The 16,658-nt window shown below is 73.1% G+C and carries 14 protein-coding genes; 7 read left to right on the plus strand and 7 right to left on the minus strand.

Annotation, left to right across the window (positions count from 1 at the left end):
- Positions 1-154: 154 nt before the first annotated feature.
- From ACTFAP_RS24635 to ACTFAP_RS24650, 4 genes are all read right to left on the minus strand, one after another.
- Complete coding sequence (locus tag ACTFAP_RS24635) at positions 155-1,951, minus strand: gamma-glutamyltransferase (RefSeq protein WP_495682368.1); 1,797 nt, start codon at positions 1,949-1,951, stop codon at positions 155-157.
- 56 nt (positions 1,952-2,007) lie between these two features.
- Entirely contained in the window at positions 2,008-3,030 is a 1,023-nt protein-coding gene (locus tag ACTFAP_RS24640; protein ID WP_500467414.1) for a TIGR03842 family LLM class F420-dependent oxidoreductase, read from the minus strand.
- Positions 3,031-4,434: a dihydropyrimidinase gene (gene hydA / locus ACTFAP_RS24645; protein WP_495682370.1), complete on the minus strand. Its 1,404-nt coding sequence runs from the start codon at positions 4,432-4,434 to the stop codon at positions 3,031-3,033.
- A 218-nt stretch (positions 4,435-4,652) separates the two neighbouring features.
- Complete coding sequence (locus ACTFAP_RS24650) at positions 4,653-5,627, minus strand: glycoside hydrolase family 6 protein (RefSeq protein ID WP_495682371.1); 975 nt, start codon at positions 5,625-5,627, stop codon at positions 4,653-4,655.
- Positions 5,628-5,939: 312 nt separating this feature from the next.
- Here ACTFAP_RS24650 and ACTFAP_RS24655 point away from each other — a divergent pair, with 312 nt between their 5' ends.
- From ACTFAP_RS24655 to ACTFAP_RS24685, 7 genes are all read left to right on the plus strand, one after another.
- Positions 5,940-6,950: a substrate-binding domain-containing protein gene (locus tag ACTFAP_RS24655; RefSeq protein ID WP_495682372.1), complete on the plus strand. Its 1,011-nt coding sequence runs from the start codon at positions 5,940-5,942 to the stop codon at positions 6,948-6,950.
- Positions 6,951-7,300: 350 nt separating this feature from the next.
- Entirely contained in the window at positions 7,301-8,608 is a 1,308-nt protein-coding gene (locus tag ACTFAP_RS24660; RefSeq protein WP_500467415.1) for an aminotransferase-like domain-containing protein, read from the plus strand.
- A 221-nt stretch (positions 8,609-8,829) separates the two neighbouring features.
- Positions 8,830-9,123 carry a Dabb family protein gene (locus tag ACTFAP_RS24665; protein ID WP_495682374.1) on the plus strand — a complete coding sequence of 98 codons (294 nt, stop codon included), beginning with the start codon at positions 8,830-8,832 and terminating at the stop codon, positions 9,121-9,123.
- 3 nt (positions 9,124-9,126) lie between these two features.
- Positions 9,127-9,702: a type 2 periplasmic-binding domain-containing protein gene (locus ACTFAP_RS24670; RefSeq protein ID WP_500467417.1), complete on the plus strand. Its 576-nt coding sequence runs from the start codon at positions 9,127-9,129 to the stop codon at positions 9,700-9,702.
- Positions 9,703-9,935: 233 nt separating this feature from the next.
- Positions 9,936-10,148 carry a hypothetical protein gene (locus tag ACTFAP_RS24675; protein ID WP_500467418.1) on the plus strand — a complete coding sequence of 71 codons (213 nt, stop codon included), beginning with the start codon at positions 9,936-9,938 and terminating at the stop codon, positions 10,146-10,148.
- Positions 10,145-12,400: a heavy metal translocating P-type ATPase gene (locus ACTFAP_RS24680; RefSeq protein WP_500467419.1), complete on the plus strand. Its 2,256-nt coding sequence runs from the start codon at positions 10,145-10,147 to the stop codon at positions 12,398-12,400. Before ACTFAP_RS24675 ends, ACTFAP_RS24680 begins: the two co-directional genes overlap by 4 nt.
- Positions 12,397-12,933 carry a copper chaperone PCu(A)C gene (locus tag ACTFAP_RS24685; protein WP_500467420.1) on the plus strand — a complete coding sequence of 179 codons (537 nt, stop codon included), beginning with the start codon at positions 12,397-12,399 and terminating at the stop codon, positions 12,931-12,933. The genes ACTFAP_RS24680 and ACTFAP_RS24685 overlap by 4 nt, the downstream gene beginning before the upstream one ends.
- A gap of 67 nt (positions 12,934-13,000) precedes the next feature.
- Here ACTFAP_RS24685 and ACTFAP_RS24690 read toward each other — a convergent pair whose 3' ends face one another.
- The 3 genes from ACTFAP_RS24690 to ACTFAP_RS24700 form a co-directional block, all read right to left on the minus strand.
- On the minus strand, positions 13,001-13,657 hold the full coding sequence (locus tag ACTFAP_RS24690; protein ID WP_500467421.1) for a sigma-70 family RNA polymerase sigma factor: 657 nt from the start codon (positions 13,655-13,657) through the stop codon (positions 13,001-13,003).
- A gap of 122 nt (positions 13,658-13,779) precedes the next feature.
- Positions 13,780-14,523, minus strand: coding sequence for a PE-PGRS family protein (locus ACTFAP_RS24695; RefSeq protein WP_500467422.1), 744 nt, complete (start codon positions 14,521-14,523; stop codon positions 13,780-13,782).
- A 264-nt stretch (positions 14,524-14,787) separates the two neighbouring features.
- Positions 14,788-16,473, minus strand: coding sequence for a DUF885 domain-containing protein (locus tag ACTFAP_RS24700; RefSeq protein WP_500467423.1), 1,686 nt, complete (start codon positions 16,471-16,473; stop codon positions 14,788-14,790).
- Positions 16,474-16,658: the final 185 nt, after the last annotated feature.

The raw sequence follows: 16,658 nt of genomic DNA on the forward strand, positions 1-16,658 counted from the left end.
GCTACTGAATCCAACCGTGTTACGGATCGTGTTACCTGCGCGCTACGGGAGCTTTTCCGATCGCTCTCTGCGGTGCGCGCCGTGCCCGGAACGTCCCGGTCCGCGGGTGGCCCCGGCCGGGCCACCGGCGGCTCCCGGCCGGTGCCCGCCGGCCTCAGCGGCCCACGGCGTACCCCTGCGCACCGCGCGGATTCGCCGCCGCCAGCAGCACCCCGCGCTCCGGGTCGCGGCCCACCGCGCACAGCCGGCCCTCCGTCCAGGGCCCGCCCACCGTCACCTCGTGCCCGCGCCGCCGCAGTTCGGCGATCGTCTCCTCGCCGATCCGCGATTCGACGGTGACGCTGCCCGGCCGGGTGCCGCGTGGGTAGAAGGAGCTGGGGAAGCTGTCCTGATGCCAGTTGGGGGCGTCCATCGCGCCCTGCAGGTCCAGCCCGCCGCGCACCGCCGGGCGCAGCGCCGCCGCCAGGAAGAAGTGCAGCTGCCACTGGTCCTGCTGGTCCCCGCCCGGGGTGCCGAACGCCAGCACCGGCTCCCCGTCGCGCAGCGCCAGCGACGGGCTGAGCGTGGTACGGGGCCGGTGGCCGGGCGTCAGCGAGGCGGGCAGGCCCTCCTCCAGCCACGTCATCTGGAGCCGGGTGCCCAGCGGAAAGCCGAGTTCCCCGATCACCGGGCTCGACTGGAGCCAGCCGCCGCTCGGCGTGGCGCTGATCATGTTGCCCCAGCGGTCCACGACATCGACGTGGCAGGTGTCGCCCCGGGTCTCCCCGCTGCGGTCCACGGTCGGCTCGCCGGAGCCGGCCACCGGCGCGCCGCCGGAGCGCTCCGCGCCGGCCAGCGCCGCCGCCGCGATCCGCGGCCCGCGGCCACCGGGCGACCCCGGCCGCAGCTCGAACGAGGCGCGCTCGCCGATCAGCTCGCGCCGCCGCGCGTTGTACTCCGCGGACAGCAGCGACTCCAGCGGTACGTCACCGCTGTCCCCGTACCACGCCTCGCGGTCGGCCATCGCGAGCTTGCCGCCCTCGATCAGCGTGTGGACGTACTCCGGGGTGCCGTACGCCGCCGCGTCGAGCCCGGGGTCCAGCAGCGCCAACTGCTGGAGCAGCACCGGGCCCTGGGTCCACGGCCCGGCCTTGCACACCGTCCAGCCCTGCCAGTCGTAGCTGACCGGCTCCTCGTACCCGGCCGACCAGCCGGTCAGATCGTCGCCCGTCAGGACGCCGGCGTGCCGTTCTCCGGAGGAGTCCATCGCGGGCCGGGCGGCGTGCGCGGCGATCGCCTCGCCGATGAAGCCCTCGCGCCAGATCCGCCGCGCCGCCTCGATCTCCGCCTCCCGGCCGCGCCCCGGGCCCGCCGCCTCCTTCAGCAGCCGGCGCCAGGTGGCGGCCAGCGCCGGGTTGCGCAGCATGCCGCCCGCCTTCGGCGCGGCGCCGCCGGGCAGGTACACCTGCGCCGAGGACGTCCACTCCTTCTCGAACAGTTCCCGCACCGACTCCACGGTGAGACCGATCCGGTCCACCGCCGGGTGGCCGTCCTCCGCGTAGCCGATGGCGTACTTCAGTACCTGGGCCAGGCTTTTGGTGCCGTGGTCGCGCAGCAGCGTCAGCCAGGCGTCCACCGCGCCGGGCACGACGGCGGCCAGCGGCCCGGTGCCGGGCACCAGGTCCAGGCCGAGCGCGTCCCGGTAGTGGCCGATGGTGGCACCGGCGGGCGCCGGACCCTGCCCGCACAGCACCTGTATCCGGCCACCGGCCGGCGCCAGGATGATGGGGACGTCCCCGGCGGGGCCGTTGAGATGCGGCTCGACGACGTGCAGCACGAAGCCGGCCGCCACGGCGGCGTCGAAGGCGTTGCCGCCGTCTTCCAGGACCGCCATGGCGCACGAGGAGGCCAGCCAGTGGGTGCTGGAGACCATGCCGAAGGTGCCTTGCAGGGTGGGGCGTGTGGTGACCATGCGGCGAAGCGTACGCGCAGCGCCGCGCGGCACCGGCCGGGCCGGCGGAGCGCGGTTCAGACCAGGACGGGGATCACCGCCTGGCCGTAGGCGTCGATGACCTCCTTGCGGGCGTCGTGCATGGCGTACACCGCGAACTGGTCCACGCCCAGATCGCGCAGCCGTCGCAGCTTCGCCACCTGCGCCTCCGGCGGCCCGATCAGGCAGAAGCGGTCCACGATCTCGTCGGGGACGAACGCGGTGTCCGGGTTCCCCGAACGGCCGTGGTGCGCGTAGTCGTAGCCCTGCCGCTCCCTGATGTACGCGGTCAGCTCCCCGGGCACCATCCCGGAGTGCTCCCCGTAGCGCGCCACCAGGTCGGCGACGTGGTTGCCGACCATGCCGCCGAACCACCGGCACTGCTCGCGGGCGTACTCCAGCGCGGCACGGGAGTCGTCGGTGGTGACGTACGCGGGGGCCGCCACACAGATCGTCACCGCGTCCGGATCACGCCTGGCCTCCGCCGCCGCCGACTTCACGGCCTTGATCATCCACTCGGCCAGAAACGGGTCGGCGAGCTGGAGAATGAACCCGTCGGCCCGTTCACCGGCCAGCTTCAGGGCCTTGGGCCCGTAGGCGGCCATCCACACCGGCAGCCGCGCGGCCGGGCCGCCCCGTACCCACGGCAGCCGCAGTGGGACGCCGTCCACCGCCGCCTCCCGGCCCTCGGCGAGATCGCGGATCACCGTCATCGCCTCGCCCAGCCGGGCGAGGGTGTTGGGGCTGCGGCCCGCCACCCGCATCGCCGAGTCGCCGCGCCCGATGCCGCACACGGTGCGCGGCCCGTACATCTCGTTCAGCGTGGCGAAGGTGGAGGCGGTGACCTCCCAGGTACGGGTGCCCGGGTTGGTGACCATCGGGCCGACGATCAGCCGCTCGGTCTCGGCCAGGATCCGGCTGTGGATGACGAACGGCTCCTGCCACAGGACGGCGGAGTCGAAGGTCCAGCCGTAGCGGAAGCCGTGCTGCTCGGCGCGCCGCATCAGGGTGACGGTCTCGGTGGCGGGCGGGTCGGTCTGCAGGACGAGTCCGAAGTCCATTCAGTGCTCCGTGTACTGGCTCAGGCCGCGCGGCTGGAACCGGCCGTGCCCGGCCCGTCCCGTGAAGCGGCGTTGGTCCACGACGACCGATCCCCGGCAGAGCACGGTCTCGGCCCGGCCGGTGACCCGGTGGCCCTCGTACGCGGAGTAGTCGACGTTCATGTGGTGGGTGGCGGCCGACAGCGTCTGGACGGCGGCGGGGTCATAGACGACGAGGTCGGCGTCGGCGCCGGGGGCGAGGGTGCCCTTGCGTCCGTACAGCCCGAACATCCGGGCCGGCGCGGCGCAGGCGAGATCGATCCAGCGGCGCCGGGTGAGGTGCCCGTCGAGGACGGCCTGGTGGAGCAGGTCCATGCGGTTCTCCACGCCGGGCAGGCCGTTGGGGATCTTCGAGAAGTCGCCGCGGCCGAGGTCCTTCTGGCCGCTGAAGCAGAACGGGCAGTGGTCCGTGGACACCACCTGGAGGTCGTCGGTGCGCAGCGCGCGCCACAGCGCCGCCTGGTGCTCGCGGGGGCGCAGCGGGGTGCTGCACACGTACTTGGCGCCCTCGAAGCCGGGTTCGGCGAGCTGATCGGTGCTCAGGAACAGGTACTGCGGGCAGGTCTCGCCGAAGACCGGCAGCCCCAGGTCGCGGGCGCGGGCCAGTTCGGCGACGGCCTCCCGGGCGGAGACGTGCACGACGTACAGCGGGGCGCCGGCGACCCGGGCCAGCGCGATGGCACGGTGGGTGGCCTCGGCCTCCAGCAGGGCCGCGCGCACCTCACCGTGGTGCCGGGGGTCGGTGCGGCCGGCGGCGAGGGCCTGGGCGACGAGGACATCGATGGCGATGCCGTTCTCGGCGTGCGTCATGATCAGCGCGCCGTTGCCGGCGGCCTGCTGCATGGCGCGCAGGATCTGGCCGTCGTCGCTGTAGAAGACCCCCGGGTAGGCCATGAAGAGCTTGAACGAGGTGATGCCCTCGGCGACCAGACGGTCCATCTCCCGGAGGGAGGCGTCGTTCACGTCGGAGAGGATCATGTGGAAGGCGTAGTCGACGGCGCACTGCCCCTCGGCCTTGGCGAACCAGGTGTCCAGCCCCTCGCGCAGCGCCTGCCCCCGCCCCTGGACGGCGAAGTCGACGATGGTGGTGGTTCCGCCCCAGGCGGCGGCGACGGTGCCGGTCGCGAAGGTGTCGGAGGCCGCCGTGCCGCCGAAGGGCAGCTCCATGTGGGTGTGCACGTCGACGCCGCCCGGGATGACGTACTTGCCGGTGGCGTCGATGACGCGCTCGGCGCTCCAGCTCTCGCCCGCCGCGCTGTCCCGGGTGGCGAGGGCGGCGATCTTCTCGTCCTCGATGAGGACGTCGGCCTCGATCTCGTCGGCGGCGGTGACCACCAGCCCGCCGCGGACGATCGTCCGTGCCACGTGCCTCACCTTTCCCTCACCGCTGTCGGCATGGAAGGGGACGACCGTAGACCGATGTCACCGAATGTGGCAACGATGTCACGTTCCATGAGGGGTGGGCGTGTTGCCGCCGATGGCGGCGTTCAGGGAGGGGCCGACGGTGGCCGCAGGCTCCGGGCCCCCACGGCCGGCCCCGGCCCCGGCGGGGCGTGCCGGAGCCGGGTCGCTGACGTGCGGGGTCAGTAGCCGTAGACCATCCGGTAGGCGACCTCCGGCAGGAACTGCCCGGCGGTGGAGCCCGACCCGACGCCGCAGTTGCCGTCGGACTCACCCGGTGTCTTGATCCACAGGAGCATCTCGGCGCCGCCGCCACCCTGCTGAGTGGGCGTGCCGATCCTGCGGCCGGCCGGGTTGCACCACTCGCCGTTGGAGCCGTTGCCGTTGCGGCTGGTGTCCACGACGAACGCCCTGGAGTAGCCGTAGCGCTGGCTCAGGGTCTGGTTGACGCGGCCGGCGTAGGACGCGGCCTCGTCGGTGCGGTAGAAGTTCGAGACGTTGAGGGAGAAGCCCCTCGCCAGGCTCAGCCCGGAGGAGTTGAGCCGCTCGGCCATCGTCGAGGCGTCGATCCAGCCCGGGTTGCCCCCGTCGAGATAGACCCAGGCGTTCGGCGCGGCGGAGCGGAACTGGGAGAGGGCGTTGATGAGCATGTTCTGCCGCTCGACGATCTGGCCCTGGGACATGCAGCTGTAGTCGCCGAGGGCATCGGGCTCCAGCACGACGACGGCCGGACGGTTGCCTATCCCGCCGGCGAAGGCGGAGATCCAGCTCGCGTACGCGGACGGGGACGCGGCGCCGCCACCCGAGTGCCCGCCGCAGGCGTCCCGGCCGTACATGTTGTAGGCGACGAGGATCGGCAGCTTGTCGGCCGACTGGGCCGCCGACGTGTAGGAGTTGACGGCGGAACGGATGTCGCCGCTCCAGGAGCCGAACCAGCGGGCCATGGGGGTGCGCGCGATGGAGTCCCGGATCGCGGAGGCCCGTCCGTCACCGGGGTTGGCGGCTGCCCAGGCGGCGGGGCTGGAGTTGGGGTCGACGTAGAAGCCGCTGGTCATCGCGAGCGGATCGGCCGCCGGTGCCGCCTGCGCGGGCGACGACGTCAGGAAGAGTGGCAGGGCGAAGAGGGCTGCCACGGCCCCGCGGAGAAGCTTGCGCACGGATGTACCTCACTTCGTGGAGGGCGGGAAGCGCCACGCGGCTCTCGTCCTGAGCGCGTGATGGCGCCGGGGCTGCGGCATCCGTACCCGAGCTGGCGCGCCGGGACGTGCCGCTGGTTCTGGGAGCGCTCCCAGTTCGAAGGGCGCCCCGAGGTAGCTCCCTCGGTATGGTGTGTGCGCTGTTGGAGACTGTCAAGGGCTGTCGCGGGGCTACCCTCGGCGGGGCTCCGGTGGGAGACTTGGGGCCGATAACTGGAAGCGCTCCCAGTTTTCCGGGGTGCTTCGCGACGGAGAGGGAAGGTCCCGCGATCCATGACAGCCGCGCCGCGCCGCAGGCCCACCCTCGACGAGGTGGCCGAGCGCGCCGGCGTCTCCCGCTCGGCGGCCTCCCGGGCGCTCAACAACGCGCCCCACGTCAGGCGCGACAAGCGCGAGGCCGTCCAGCGTGCCATCAGGGAACTCGACTACGTACCGGACACCACCGCCCGGGCGCTGGCGACCAGCCGGCGGAACGTGGCGGCTCTCGTGATCTCGGGGGAGACCCCGTCGATCTTCGCGGACCCGTTCTTCGCCCGGGTGATCGTCGGTGCGTCCGCCGCCCTGGAGGAGGCCGGTCTGCATCTGATGCTGTGTCTCGCGGCCGGCGATCGCAGCCGACGGCGCCTGGAGGAACTGCTCCGTGCCCGAGGCGTTGACGGCGTCATGCTGATGGCGGTGCGGGAGAACGACCCCGTGCTGCGCATCGTCGGCGAGACGGAGCTGCCGGTGGTCTTCGGCGGGCGCCCGGTGGGGTTCGAGGCGCCGTGGTACGTGGACGTCGACAACGTCGGTGGTGCGCGCCAGGCCGTGGAACACCTGATCGCCCGCGGTCGGAGGCGGGTGGTCATGATCTGCGGTCCCCTGGACACCCAGGTGAGCCGAGCGCGGTACCGCGGCTACCGGGAGGCCATGATCCTCGCCGGCCTCGACCCTCTCCCGCCGGAGTGCGGCGACTTCACCCGGTCCAGCGGCGCCGTCGCCATGGCCGAACTCCTGAACCGGCACCCGGACCTCGACGGGGTCTTCGCCGCGAACGACAACATGGCGTCCGACGCCCTGCGTTCGCTGCGCGAGACCGGCCGGTCGGTCCCCGGTGACGTCGCCATCGTGGGCTTCGACGACCTGGACATCGCGAAGATCACCGAACCGTCGCTGACGACGGTCCACCAGCCCATCCAGGCTCTGGGGCGCGAGATGGCGGCCCTGCTCGTGCGGCTCGTCGCGGGCGAGGAGCCCAGCTCCCTGATCCTGCCGACCGAACTGGTCACGCGCTCCAGCTCCTGACCGGCACGGGCCGGCCGGAGGGCGGCATCCGTGGAGGGGAGCGGCGACCCCACCGGGCGTCCTCCGCCGATCCGCCGGCTGCTGATGACGGCCGCGTGAGTCCGCTTCTCCCTCGCACGGCCGGTGATCAACGGTCGGGGAACCGTCGCGCCGCCACCCCCCCTGCTTTGGTTGACGAATCAACTGCTCGGCGTAGTATGGATGATGAGTCAACTACTTGAAGCGACGCAGCCGATGCTCAGTGACATGGCCCGGCCTCAGGAGCCGTTGCGCGGAAGCGTACGGCCCTGTCGACGGCGACCCGCCCGAGCACGCTGTGCGCACGCTAGAGGAAAAGGGAACTCACCGACGTGGCCGAATTAGCTCTGACACACCTGCACCCCTCACTGGACGATCCCGTCCTGCTCTCGATGAACCTGCTGAACGACATCGCTTCGGATCACCCGCGGGCGGTGTCCTTCGCCGCCGGCCGGCCGTACGAGAACTTTTTCCGGGTCGAGCAGCTCCACGACTATCTGGGCACCTTCGTCGCACACCTCACCGACGTGGTGGGCCTGACGGCTGAGCAGGCCCGCAGAACCGTCTTCCAGTACGGGCGGACGAAGGGCATCATCCACGACCTGGTCGCCCGCTACCTCGAGATCGACGAGGGCATCGCCGTCGACCCCGACACGATCGTGGTGACCGTCGGCAGCCAGGAGGCACTGTTCCTGACGCTGCGGTCCCTGCGCGCCTCCCCGCAGGACGTCGTCCTCGCCGTCGCGCCCACGTATTTCGGGCTGACCGGCGCCGCGCGCCTGCTGGACATGCCCGTGCTCGACGTCGGGGACGCCGAGGGCGGCCTCGACCTCGGCGACTTGGAGCGCCGGGTGACAGCGGCGCGCGCCCGGGGACACCGACCGCGCGCCCTGTACCTCGTTCCGGACTTCTCCAACCCCACCGGAGTGAGCCTGGACCTGGCCACCCGGGTCGCCCTGCTCGACCTCGCGGCCGACCTCGATCTCCTGATCATCGAGGACAACCCGTACGGCGTCTTCCAGGCCGACCCCGGCAGCAGGCCACCGAATCTCAAGGCGCTCGACACACGCCACCAGGTCGTCCACGTCGGCTCCTTCGCCAAGACCGGACTGCCCGGCGCCCGCGTCGGATTCGTCGTGGCCGACCAGCCCGTCGTCAGGGGCGGCCGACCTGCCGGTACCCTCGCGGACCAGTTGTCGCTGATCAAGAGCAACGTCACGCTGAACACCTCACCCGTCGCCCAGGCCGTCATCGGAGGCAAACTTCTGCGCCACGGATGCAGCATGGTCGCCGCGAACAAGCGCGAGATCGAGGTGTACCGCGCCAACCTGCGGCGCGTGCTGGCCGGCCTCACCGCCCGTTTCGGGGCCAGTGGTCCGGTGACGTGGAACACCCCCTCCGGCGGGTTCTTCGTCGTCCTCACCGTGCCGTTCACCGTGGACGACGACGCGCTGCGCAGATCGGCGCGCGAGCACGGCGTCCTGTGGACGCCCATGCACCACTTCCACCACGGCATGACCTCCTCACGCCAGATCCGGCTGTCCTTCAGTCTGCTCGACGACGCGTCCATCGACGAAGGACTCGACCGGTTGGCCTCCTTCGTGACGGCCGGGTCCCGGGCTGTCGGTTCCGCCGCCTGACAGCCGGCCTCCGCTCCGGCCGGAAAGCCGATCCGGCGACCCGTCGTCCGGGTGGAACACGCGAGCACGCTCGACAGCCGACCCGAGGGAGACGTGGGCCGGTACGGAATCCCCCTCGCCTCCGCGGGGAAAGCACGCCGCCGCGGCGGCGCGTTCTCCCCGGACCGCCCGCGCGCCGTCCCACGGTGACGCGCTGCCCCTGCGCCCCGAGAAGGATGCCGATGATCAGACACATCGTGCTGTTCAAATTCAAGCCGGGCGTCGACTGGCGGGACCCCGCCGCCCTCGCCGCCGAGCGATCCTCGCAGCTCGTCGGCGAACGCGTGCCCGGCCTTCTCCACTGGCAGGTGGGCCGCAACACCGCCGACCGTCCGATCGCCCACGACTTCGCCGCGATCGGCCTGCTGCCCGACCAGGAGACCCTGCGCCGCTATCTGGACCATCCCTTCCACCAGGAATCCGCCGCCCTGTGGAGCGCCATCAGCACCTGGGTCGTCGCCGATATCGAGGAGTGAGACATGACCGTCGAGTTGGGCTGGATCGACGTCCGGCCCGCACCGGCAGGGTCGCCCGCCATCGGAACGCTCGGCCCCGAGGGCACGAGCAGCGAGCAGGCCGCGCGGCTGCTGCGGACCCGCTTGGCCGGCAGACCGCCGATCGTGCTCAGAAGGACCTACGAACAGGCCCTGGCGGACGTGACGGCCGGCACGGTCAGCCATGTGGTCGTCGCCAACGCCTACCGGGACATCCACCCCTTCTACATGGCCGACGACATCGCGCTGGCCAGTGTCTTCGTCATGGACACCCCGCTGTACGGCCTCGCCCGGCGCGCCGAAGGCGCTCCGCTGCCCGACCGCCCGAGCGTGGTGACCCACCCCTCGCCGCGCCCCTTGCTGGACCAACTGCTGCCCGCCGCCTACCAGCTGTCCGAGGTCGCCACTGCGGACTCCACCAGCCAGGCCGCCCAGGCCGTGGCCGAGCACCGCCACGACCTCGCGCTCACCACCGAACCGGCCGCCGCCCGGCACGGACTGCGCTTCATCTCCCGGCTGCGGCCGATCCGCATGGTCTGGTCGGTCTTCGTCCGCACCTGAGCCCGTGGCCCCGGCTCACGCCGGGCGTGATCGGGGGCGTGGCATCCGGAGGGCGGTCACGGGCGGCGTGCCGTCCGGCAGCCGGTGCGGGTGGCGGGGAGAACTGCCGGGAACCGGGCCGGGGCCCGGTCCGACCCACGTAACGCCACGCCGCTGGGGCGCCGGACGGGCTGTCCCGCAGGCCGTCCGGCCCCAGGGCAGGCGACCCCTGACCTCGTTCCGAGAGACCGCTCATGAACCTGCTGACCACCCGCCGCCCGGCCTCCCGCGTCACGGCGCAGCGCGCCCCGGCCGCCGGATTCCTCGTGCTGCTCCTCGCTCTCTTCGCCGGGGCGTACGCCACCGGTACCCAACTGGGCCCCGTCGCTCCGGGGATGCACCCCGGCGCCGGACAGCCCGCCACCGTGGGCGAGGAAAGCGGACACGGTCACGGGGCGGGCCGGTGAGCACCCGGACCACGGTGACGACCGACCTGACCGTGACCGGCATGACCTGCGCCGCCTGTGTGGGCCGGGTCGAGAAACGGCTGGCGGGACTGGACGGCGTGCACGCGACGGTGAACCTGGCTACCGGAATCGCCCGGGTCACGCACCCGGAGGAGATCGTCGCGGACGATCTCGTACGGCAGATCGAGAGCGCCGGATACACGGCGACACCGGTCGACGGGGAACCCGCGCCGTCCGCCACGGCGCCCGACGCGAACGGCGAACTGCGCCGCCTCGCCGTTACCTCGGCGCTGTCCCTCCCGGTGATCGTGCTGTCGATGGTGCCGGCGTGGCAGTTCACCCACTGGCAGTGGCTGTGCTTCGTGCTGGCCGCACCGGTCGTGGTGTGGAGCGCCCACCCGTTCCACGCGGCGACGGTACGGGGGTTGCGGCACTCCTCCGCCTCGATGGACACCCTCGTCTCCCTCGGAGTGACAGCGTCCTTCCTGTGGTCGGCCTACGCGCTCTTCTTCGGCGGGGCCGGAGAGCCTGGCATGCGGATGCCGTTCAGCTTTCTGCCGTCCGCCTCCGACGGTGTCGCCCACATCTACCTGGAGGCGGCGGTCGCGGTGCCGCTGTTCGTGCTGCTGGGGCGCGCCCTTGAAAGCCGGGCGAAGGCCGGGACCGGCGCCGCGCTGCGGGCGCTGGCCGATGTCGCTCCCACCGAGGTGACGATCCGGGCGGCGGACGGCGGCGAGCGGACCGTGGCGCCCGCCCAACTCGCCGTGGACGACGTGTTCGTGGTGCGGCCGGGCGAGCGCGTCGCCGCCGACGGGGTCGTCGTGCACGGCCGGTCGGCGGTGGACGCCTCGTTGATGACCGGCGAGAGCAAACCGGTCGAGGTGGCCCCCGGTTCGGCGGTGCTCGGCGGTTCGGTGAACAGCGGTGGCCTGGTGCGGGTGCGGGCGACCGCTGTCGGCAGCGAGACGCAACTGGCCCGCATCGCGCGTCTGGTCGCCGACGCGCAGGCCGGCAAGGCGCGGGCCCAGCGGGTGGCCGACCGGGTGGCGGGCGGTTTCGTGCCCGCCGTCCTGGCTGTCGCGGTCACCGTGCTCGGCTTCTGGGCCGGTGCCGGAGCCGACCCGCAGGCCGCGCTCACCGCCGCCGTCGCCGTGCTGGTCGTGGCGTGCCCGTGCGCCCTGGGCCTGGCCACCCCCACCGCGTTGCTGGCGGCCACCGGGCGCGGCGCACAGCTGGGCGTGCTGATCTCGGGGCCCCAGTCCCTGGAGGCGCTGCGGCAGGTGGACACCGTCGTCCTCGACAAGACGGGGACGCTGACCACCGGCCGGATGACGGTGGCGCGGTGCGTGGGGCGCGAGGGAGGTACGGCGCCGACGGAGGTGCTGCGGCTGGCCGCCGCCGCGGAAGGACCCTCGGAACATCCGCTCGGCAGGGCCCTGGTCGCCCACGTCACGGACCTGCACGAAACGCTGCCCGAGGCGGAGGAGTTCACCGCCGTTCCGGGCCACGGTGTCGTCGCACGCGTGGCAGGGCGCCGCGTGGAGGTGTGTGCCGCTGCCGCCGTGACCGGTCTGCCGCCGGAACTGGAGAAGGCGGTGTCGCGGGCGGAGGCCGAGGCGTTGACCCCCGTCCTGATCCGGCTGGACGGTGTGCCGGAGGCGGTGGTCGGCATCGGCGATGTCGTCCGCAGCGGGGCCTACCGCGCGGTGGACCGGCTCCGGCGGCTGGGGATCCGTCCGGTCCTGGCGACGGGGGACGTACCGGGGACCGCCAGAGCCGTGGCCGCCGAACTCCGTATCGAGGAGGTGCACGCGCGGTGCACCCCGCAGGACAAGGCGCGTCTGGTGGCCGATCTGCGCCGGCAGGGCCGGCGGGTGGCGGTGGTCGGCGACGGCGTGAACGACACCGTCGCGCTCGCCTCGGCCGATCTGGGGATCGCCATGGGCAGCGGCACGGACGCCGCGATCGGCGCCGCCGACATCACCCTGGTACGCCGCGACCTGGCCGCGCTCGCCGACGCCGCCGCGCTGGCCCGCCGGACCCTGTCCACCATCCGGGCCAACCTCGTCTGGGCGTTCGCCTACAACGCCCTGATGCTGCCGCCGGCCGCCACCGGCTGGCTCAATCCGATGGTCGCCGCGGCGGCGATGTCCGTCAGCTCGCTGCTCGTCGTCCTCAACAGTCTGCGGCTGCGGGCCTGGAGTCCGACTCCGCAGCGCAATCACCGCCCCGCAGCGAGGAGTCTCGGATGAGCGCCGGACACAACGACGGGCCGACGGTGGCCCCGGGCAGGCCGGGCCCCGCGCTTCTCTCCCGCTGGACGGGCCGGTTGCGGCCGGCTCTCGCCCCGCTGGCGGCGGGGTTGCTGACGCTGGTCTGCCTGAGCCTGTGGACCGCGAGCGGCAGGGCGGGGAGCCCGGCCGAGATCGGGGTCGGCGAGGGCCGGATCTTCCTGCCCATCCTCGACACCCAGGACACCACCGGAGCCTTTTTCGACATCGCGAACACGGGCGGTTCCGAGGACCAGCTCCTGGAGGTCCGCACGGAGATCGGACGGGCGATGTTCTCCGACCGGCAACTCACCACGGGCGCCGGCCGGATGATCATGATTCCCCGGATCGCGGTACCCGCCGGCACCACCTTGGAGATGAGCCCGTTCACGCCCAACGTGATGCTGTCCCCGGACCGCCCGCTCGTCGAGGGGGAACAGGTGGAGTTCGTACTGCGTTTCCGCCAGGCCGGTGATGTCCCGGTCTCCGCCGTGGTCGTACGGCCCGGCAGTTGAGGCACGACCCCGGGGCCCGGGCACCCGCGACGGCGGATGCCCGGGCCCGTGGTGACTTTTCGGAGCCTCAGACCTTCTCGGCGGCGCGCAGCGTCCGCGCCAGATCGGCCCGGGCCCGGGAGACCCGGGAACGGACGGTTCCCACCGCGCAACCGCTCAGCGAGGCGCAGTGTTCGTAGGACATGCCCCACACCTGCGTGGCGACGAAGGCCAGCCGCTGTTCCTCGGTGAGCGTGCCGAGCAGACCCCGCAGCGCCACGGCCTCGTCGAGCCCCTGAACGCCGTCGGCCTGACGGCATTCGGCTTCCCGCTCCCAGCCCTCGCCGTCGCTGAGCCGGGGCCGGACCGCGGCGCGGCGGACGCTGTCCACCACGGTGCGGCGGGCGATGGACAACAGCCAGGTGCGGGCCGAGGACCGGCCCTCGAACCGTTTCAGCGCCACGATCGCGCGCAGCATCGTCTCCTGCACCAAGTCCTCCACGCCGTCCGTGTCGGGGCGCAGGAACGCGATGTAGCGGGCCACGTCCGGGGCGAAGGCCGCCACGAACCGGGCGGTGTCCTCCGGATCCCCGGAACGGGCGGCGGTCAGTGCCAGCCGGGTTCTGTGGTCGTCCACCGGGCCGGGGGACGGCGCGGCGCTCGCGTCGGCGGAGCGGTCCGCGTGCAGCCGTGGGCCCCGAAGGGGTGGTCCCGGGTCATGGCTGCTCAGGGCAGGGGTGATCATGAAATGACCTCGTCACAGGTGAGAGAGGAGGACGGCCGGTGGCCGGCTCGTCCCGGTGTTCGCCTGACCGCCGTGCGGCCCGGCCCCGCGACGCGGCAGCGCGTCGCGGTTCCCCGCTGTCGTCAGCCGACAGCCCGGTGACGGGGTGGCCCCCGCGAGATCATCGTGTGCAGCAACAGGCGGGCCCGGAGCACCGGGACCTCCGCCGCGGGCAGGCACGCGGGCCCGGGAAGGCACGGCACGGGCGCCGACCACAGGCGGACCAGCCACAGCGGCGCGACCAGCCACAGGCCGAGCAGCCCCAGCACCGTGCAGGTGGCCCGCTCGCCCCACGCCAGCCACAGCCCCGACAGCACAGCGGCGCCGAGGTGGGCGAGGAGCATGCCGGCGGAGTGGTGCTCCCCGGCGCCGTGGGCGGCGTGCGCGCCCGCCTGCGCCGCGTGGTGACCCAGACCCCCGTGACCGTCCCCCGGCACGGCGAGGCCGGCGGCCGTGATCACCTCGTGCGCCCGGTCGCGGGACAGCGGTGTCCACGGACCGTCACCGCACAGCAGAGCGCGCGCGAGGTCCTGCACGGCGGAGGAGCCGGGCGCCGCCCCCGCCGCCACGGTGGTCTGCTGCCCGGCGGAGAAGGCCAGATGGAGCCCGGTCTGGACCCCGATGGCCGCCAGGGTGACGGTGACCGGCCGGCGGTCGGCGCCGGCGCAGCACCAGGCGCCGAGGGCGACGGCCGAGAAGGCCACGAGAGCGACGGGTGCCGGCACGGGCGCGCCGGACGCCTGGACGTGGCCGAACAGGGCGAGCACCACGCAGACACCGGCGAACACCGCCGCCCTGATGCCGCGCACCGCTCCGTCCAATCGCATGGTGCGCTCATGCTCTCACCGGCCCCGGCGGGCGGGCCCACCGGCCGGGGCGCGCTCCGTACGTGAGCCGTGCCGTGGCCCGGGCCGGGAACCACCCGGCGGGCACCTTCGGAGTGACGCACCCGGGGACCGCACCGGCAAACCAGGCGAGCCACCGGATCCCGGCGAGTTCCTCCGCCCGCCGGCACCGCCCACCCAGCCGGTCACCCCGCCCCAGCGGACCCGCACCGGGTCCCCTTGGGCAGGGGAACAGTCATCGCGTCGTCACAGCGCGGCGAGTTCGTCCGTCAGGTCGTCCAGGCCGAGCGAGCCGAGCGACAGGGCCGCCATGTGCCACGCCTTCAGGTCGAAGGACTCGCCCCGCGCCGCGCGGGCCGCGTCCCGGCCCGCCAGCCAGGCACGCTCGCCGAGCTTGTAGCTGATGGCCTGCCCGGGCTGGCCCAGGTAGCGGGTCAGCTCCGAGCGCGTGTACTCCGGGTCCGTCCCGGTATGGGTCATGAGGAACCCGCCGGCCAGCTCCGGCGTCCACACCTCGCCCGGGTGGTAGCTCTCACCCGCCGGGACCTTCAGCCCCAGATGCATGCCGATGTCGATGATCACCCGCACCGCGCGCAGCATCTGGGCCGACAGATAGCCAAGACGGTGCGCCGGGTCCGCCAGATACCCCAGCTCATCCATCGGCCGCTCGGCGTACAACCCCCAGCCCTCGGTCGCCGCGCTCACCGATCCCACGCTCACCTGGTAGCGCGAGAGCCGTTCCTGCACCAGCACCCACTGCGCCAGCTGGAGATGGTGCCCGGGAACGCCCTCGTGGTACCAGGTGGAGACCAGGTTCCACACCGGGAAACGGGTCGCGCCCAGCGTCGGCAGCCAGGTCTGGCCCGGGCGCGTGAAGTCCAGCGAGGGGCGGCTGTAGTACGGGCCCGCCGCGCTGCCGGGCGGGGCGATCCGGGCCTCCACCCGCTTGACCGGGTCGGCGAGGTCGAAGTGCGTACCGTCCAGATCGCGGATCGCCCGCTCCATCAGCTCCTGGAGCCAGACCCGGATCTCCTCCTCGCCGTCGATCGCCCGGCCCTTCTTCTCCAGGTGGTGCATCGCGGCCAACGTCGACTCGCCCGGCAGGATCTCGGCGGCCACCGCGCGCATCTCGCGCTCCAGCCGGTGGAACTCCTCCCAGCCGTAGGCGTACGCGTCCTCCAGATCCAGGTCCGAACCGGTCCAGAGGCGCGCCGACCGCAGATAGCGCTCACGGCCCACCGCGTCCGGGGTACCGGCGACGGCGGGCAGGTAGTCGTCGCTCAGATAGGCGCGCAGCTCCGCGAGACCGGCGGTCGCCGCGTCGGCCGAGGCGGCCAGCTCCGTACGCTGCGCCTCGGGGCCGCCGGCCACGAAGGTGCGGTACCAGTCGGACTCCAGCCAGGCGTCCAGCTGCTCGACGACGGTCTCCGCCTGGCGCGGGGCGGCGTTGAGACCGCGTGCCGTGCCGGCCCGCAGTGAGTCCGCGTAACCGCGCAGTGCGGCGGGGACGTTACGGAGGCGGCGGCCGACCACCGCCCAGTCCTCGTCGGTGGCGGTGGGCATCAGCTGGAAGACGGCACGCTGCTGCTGCACCGGGCAGAAGATGTTGCTGACCTCCCGCAGATTCTCGCCCGCCTCCTCCAGGGCGAGCGAGGCGCCCAGCCGTTCCCGCAGCAGCCGGGCCGCGCGCCGCTCGTGCACGTCGCCGGGGTCGCCCACCGCGTCCAGCCGGGCCAGGGTGGCGCGTTCGAGGGCGGCGAGGGCGGCGTGGCCGTCCGGCGAGTAGTCGGGAAAACCGTCCGCACCGGGGCTGACACCGAACAGGGTGCCGATCACGGGGTTGAGCTCGGCGAGTTGGTCGACGTAGGTGTCGGCGATCCGGCGCGGCGTGCTGGGGGAGGTGCTGGAGGGGGAGGAGTCACGATGCTGCATCGCGCCATCCTCTGTGACCTGCGGAGCGGAGGGAAGGCATCCCCGTCGATGACGGGGGTCGCCCGCCCGGGCGCGGTCCTTGGCGTCGCACGCCGGTGCCGGCCCGCCCGAGCAGGGCGAGGACGCCGACTGCTGACCGCTGGGCAAGGAGTGGGAGGGCGGCGGGTGTTGGCCCGCCGCCGTCC

This window comes from Streptomyces sp. PH9007, from assembly GCF_059813725.1.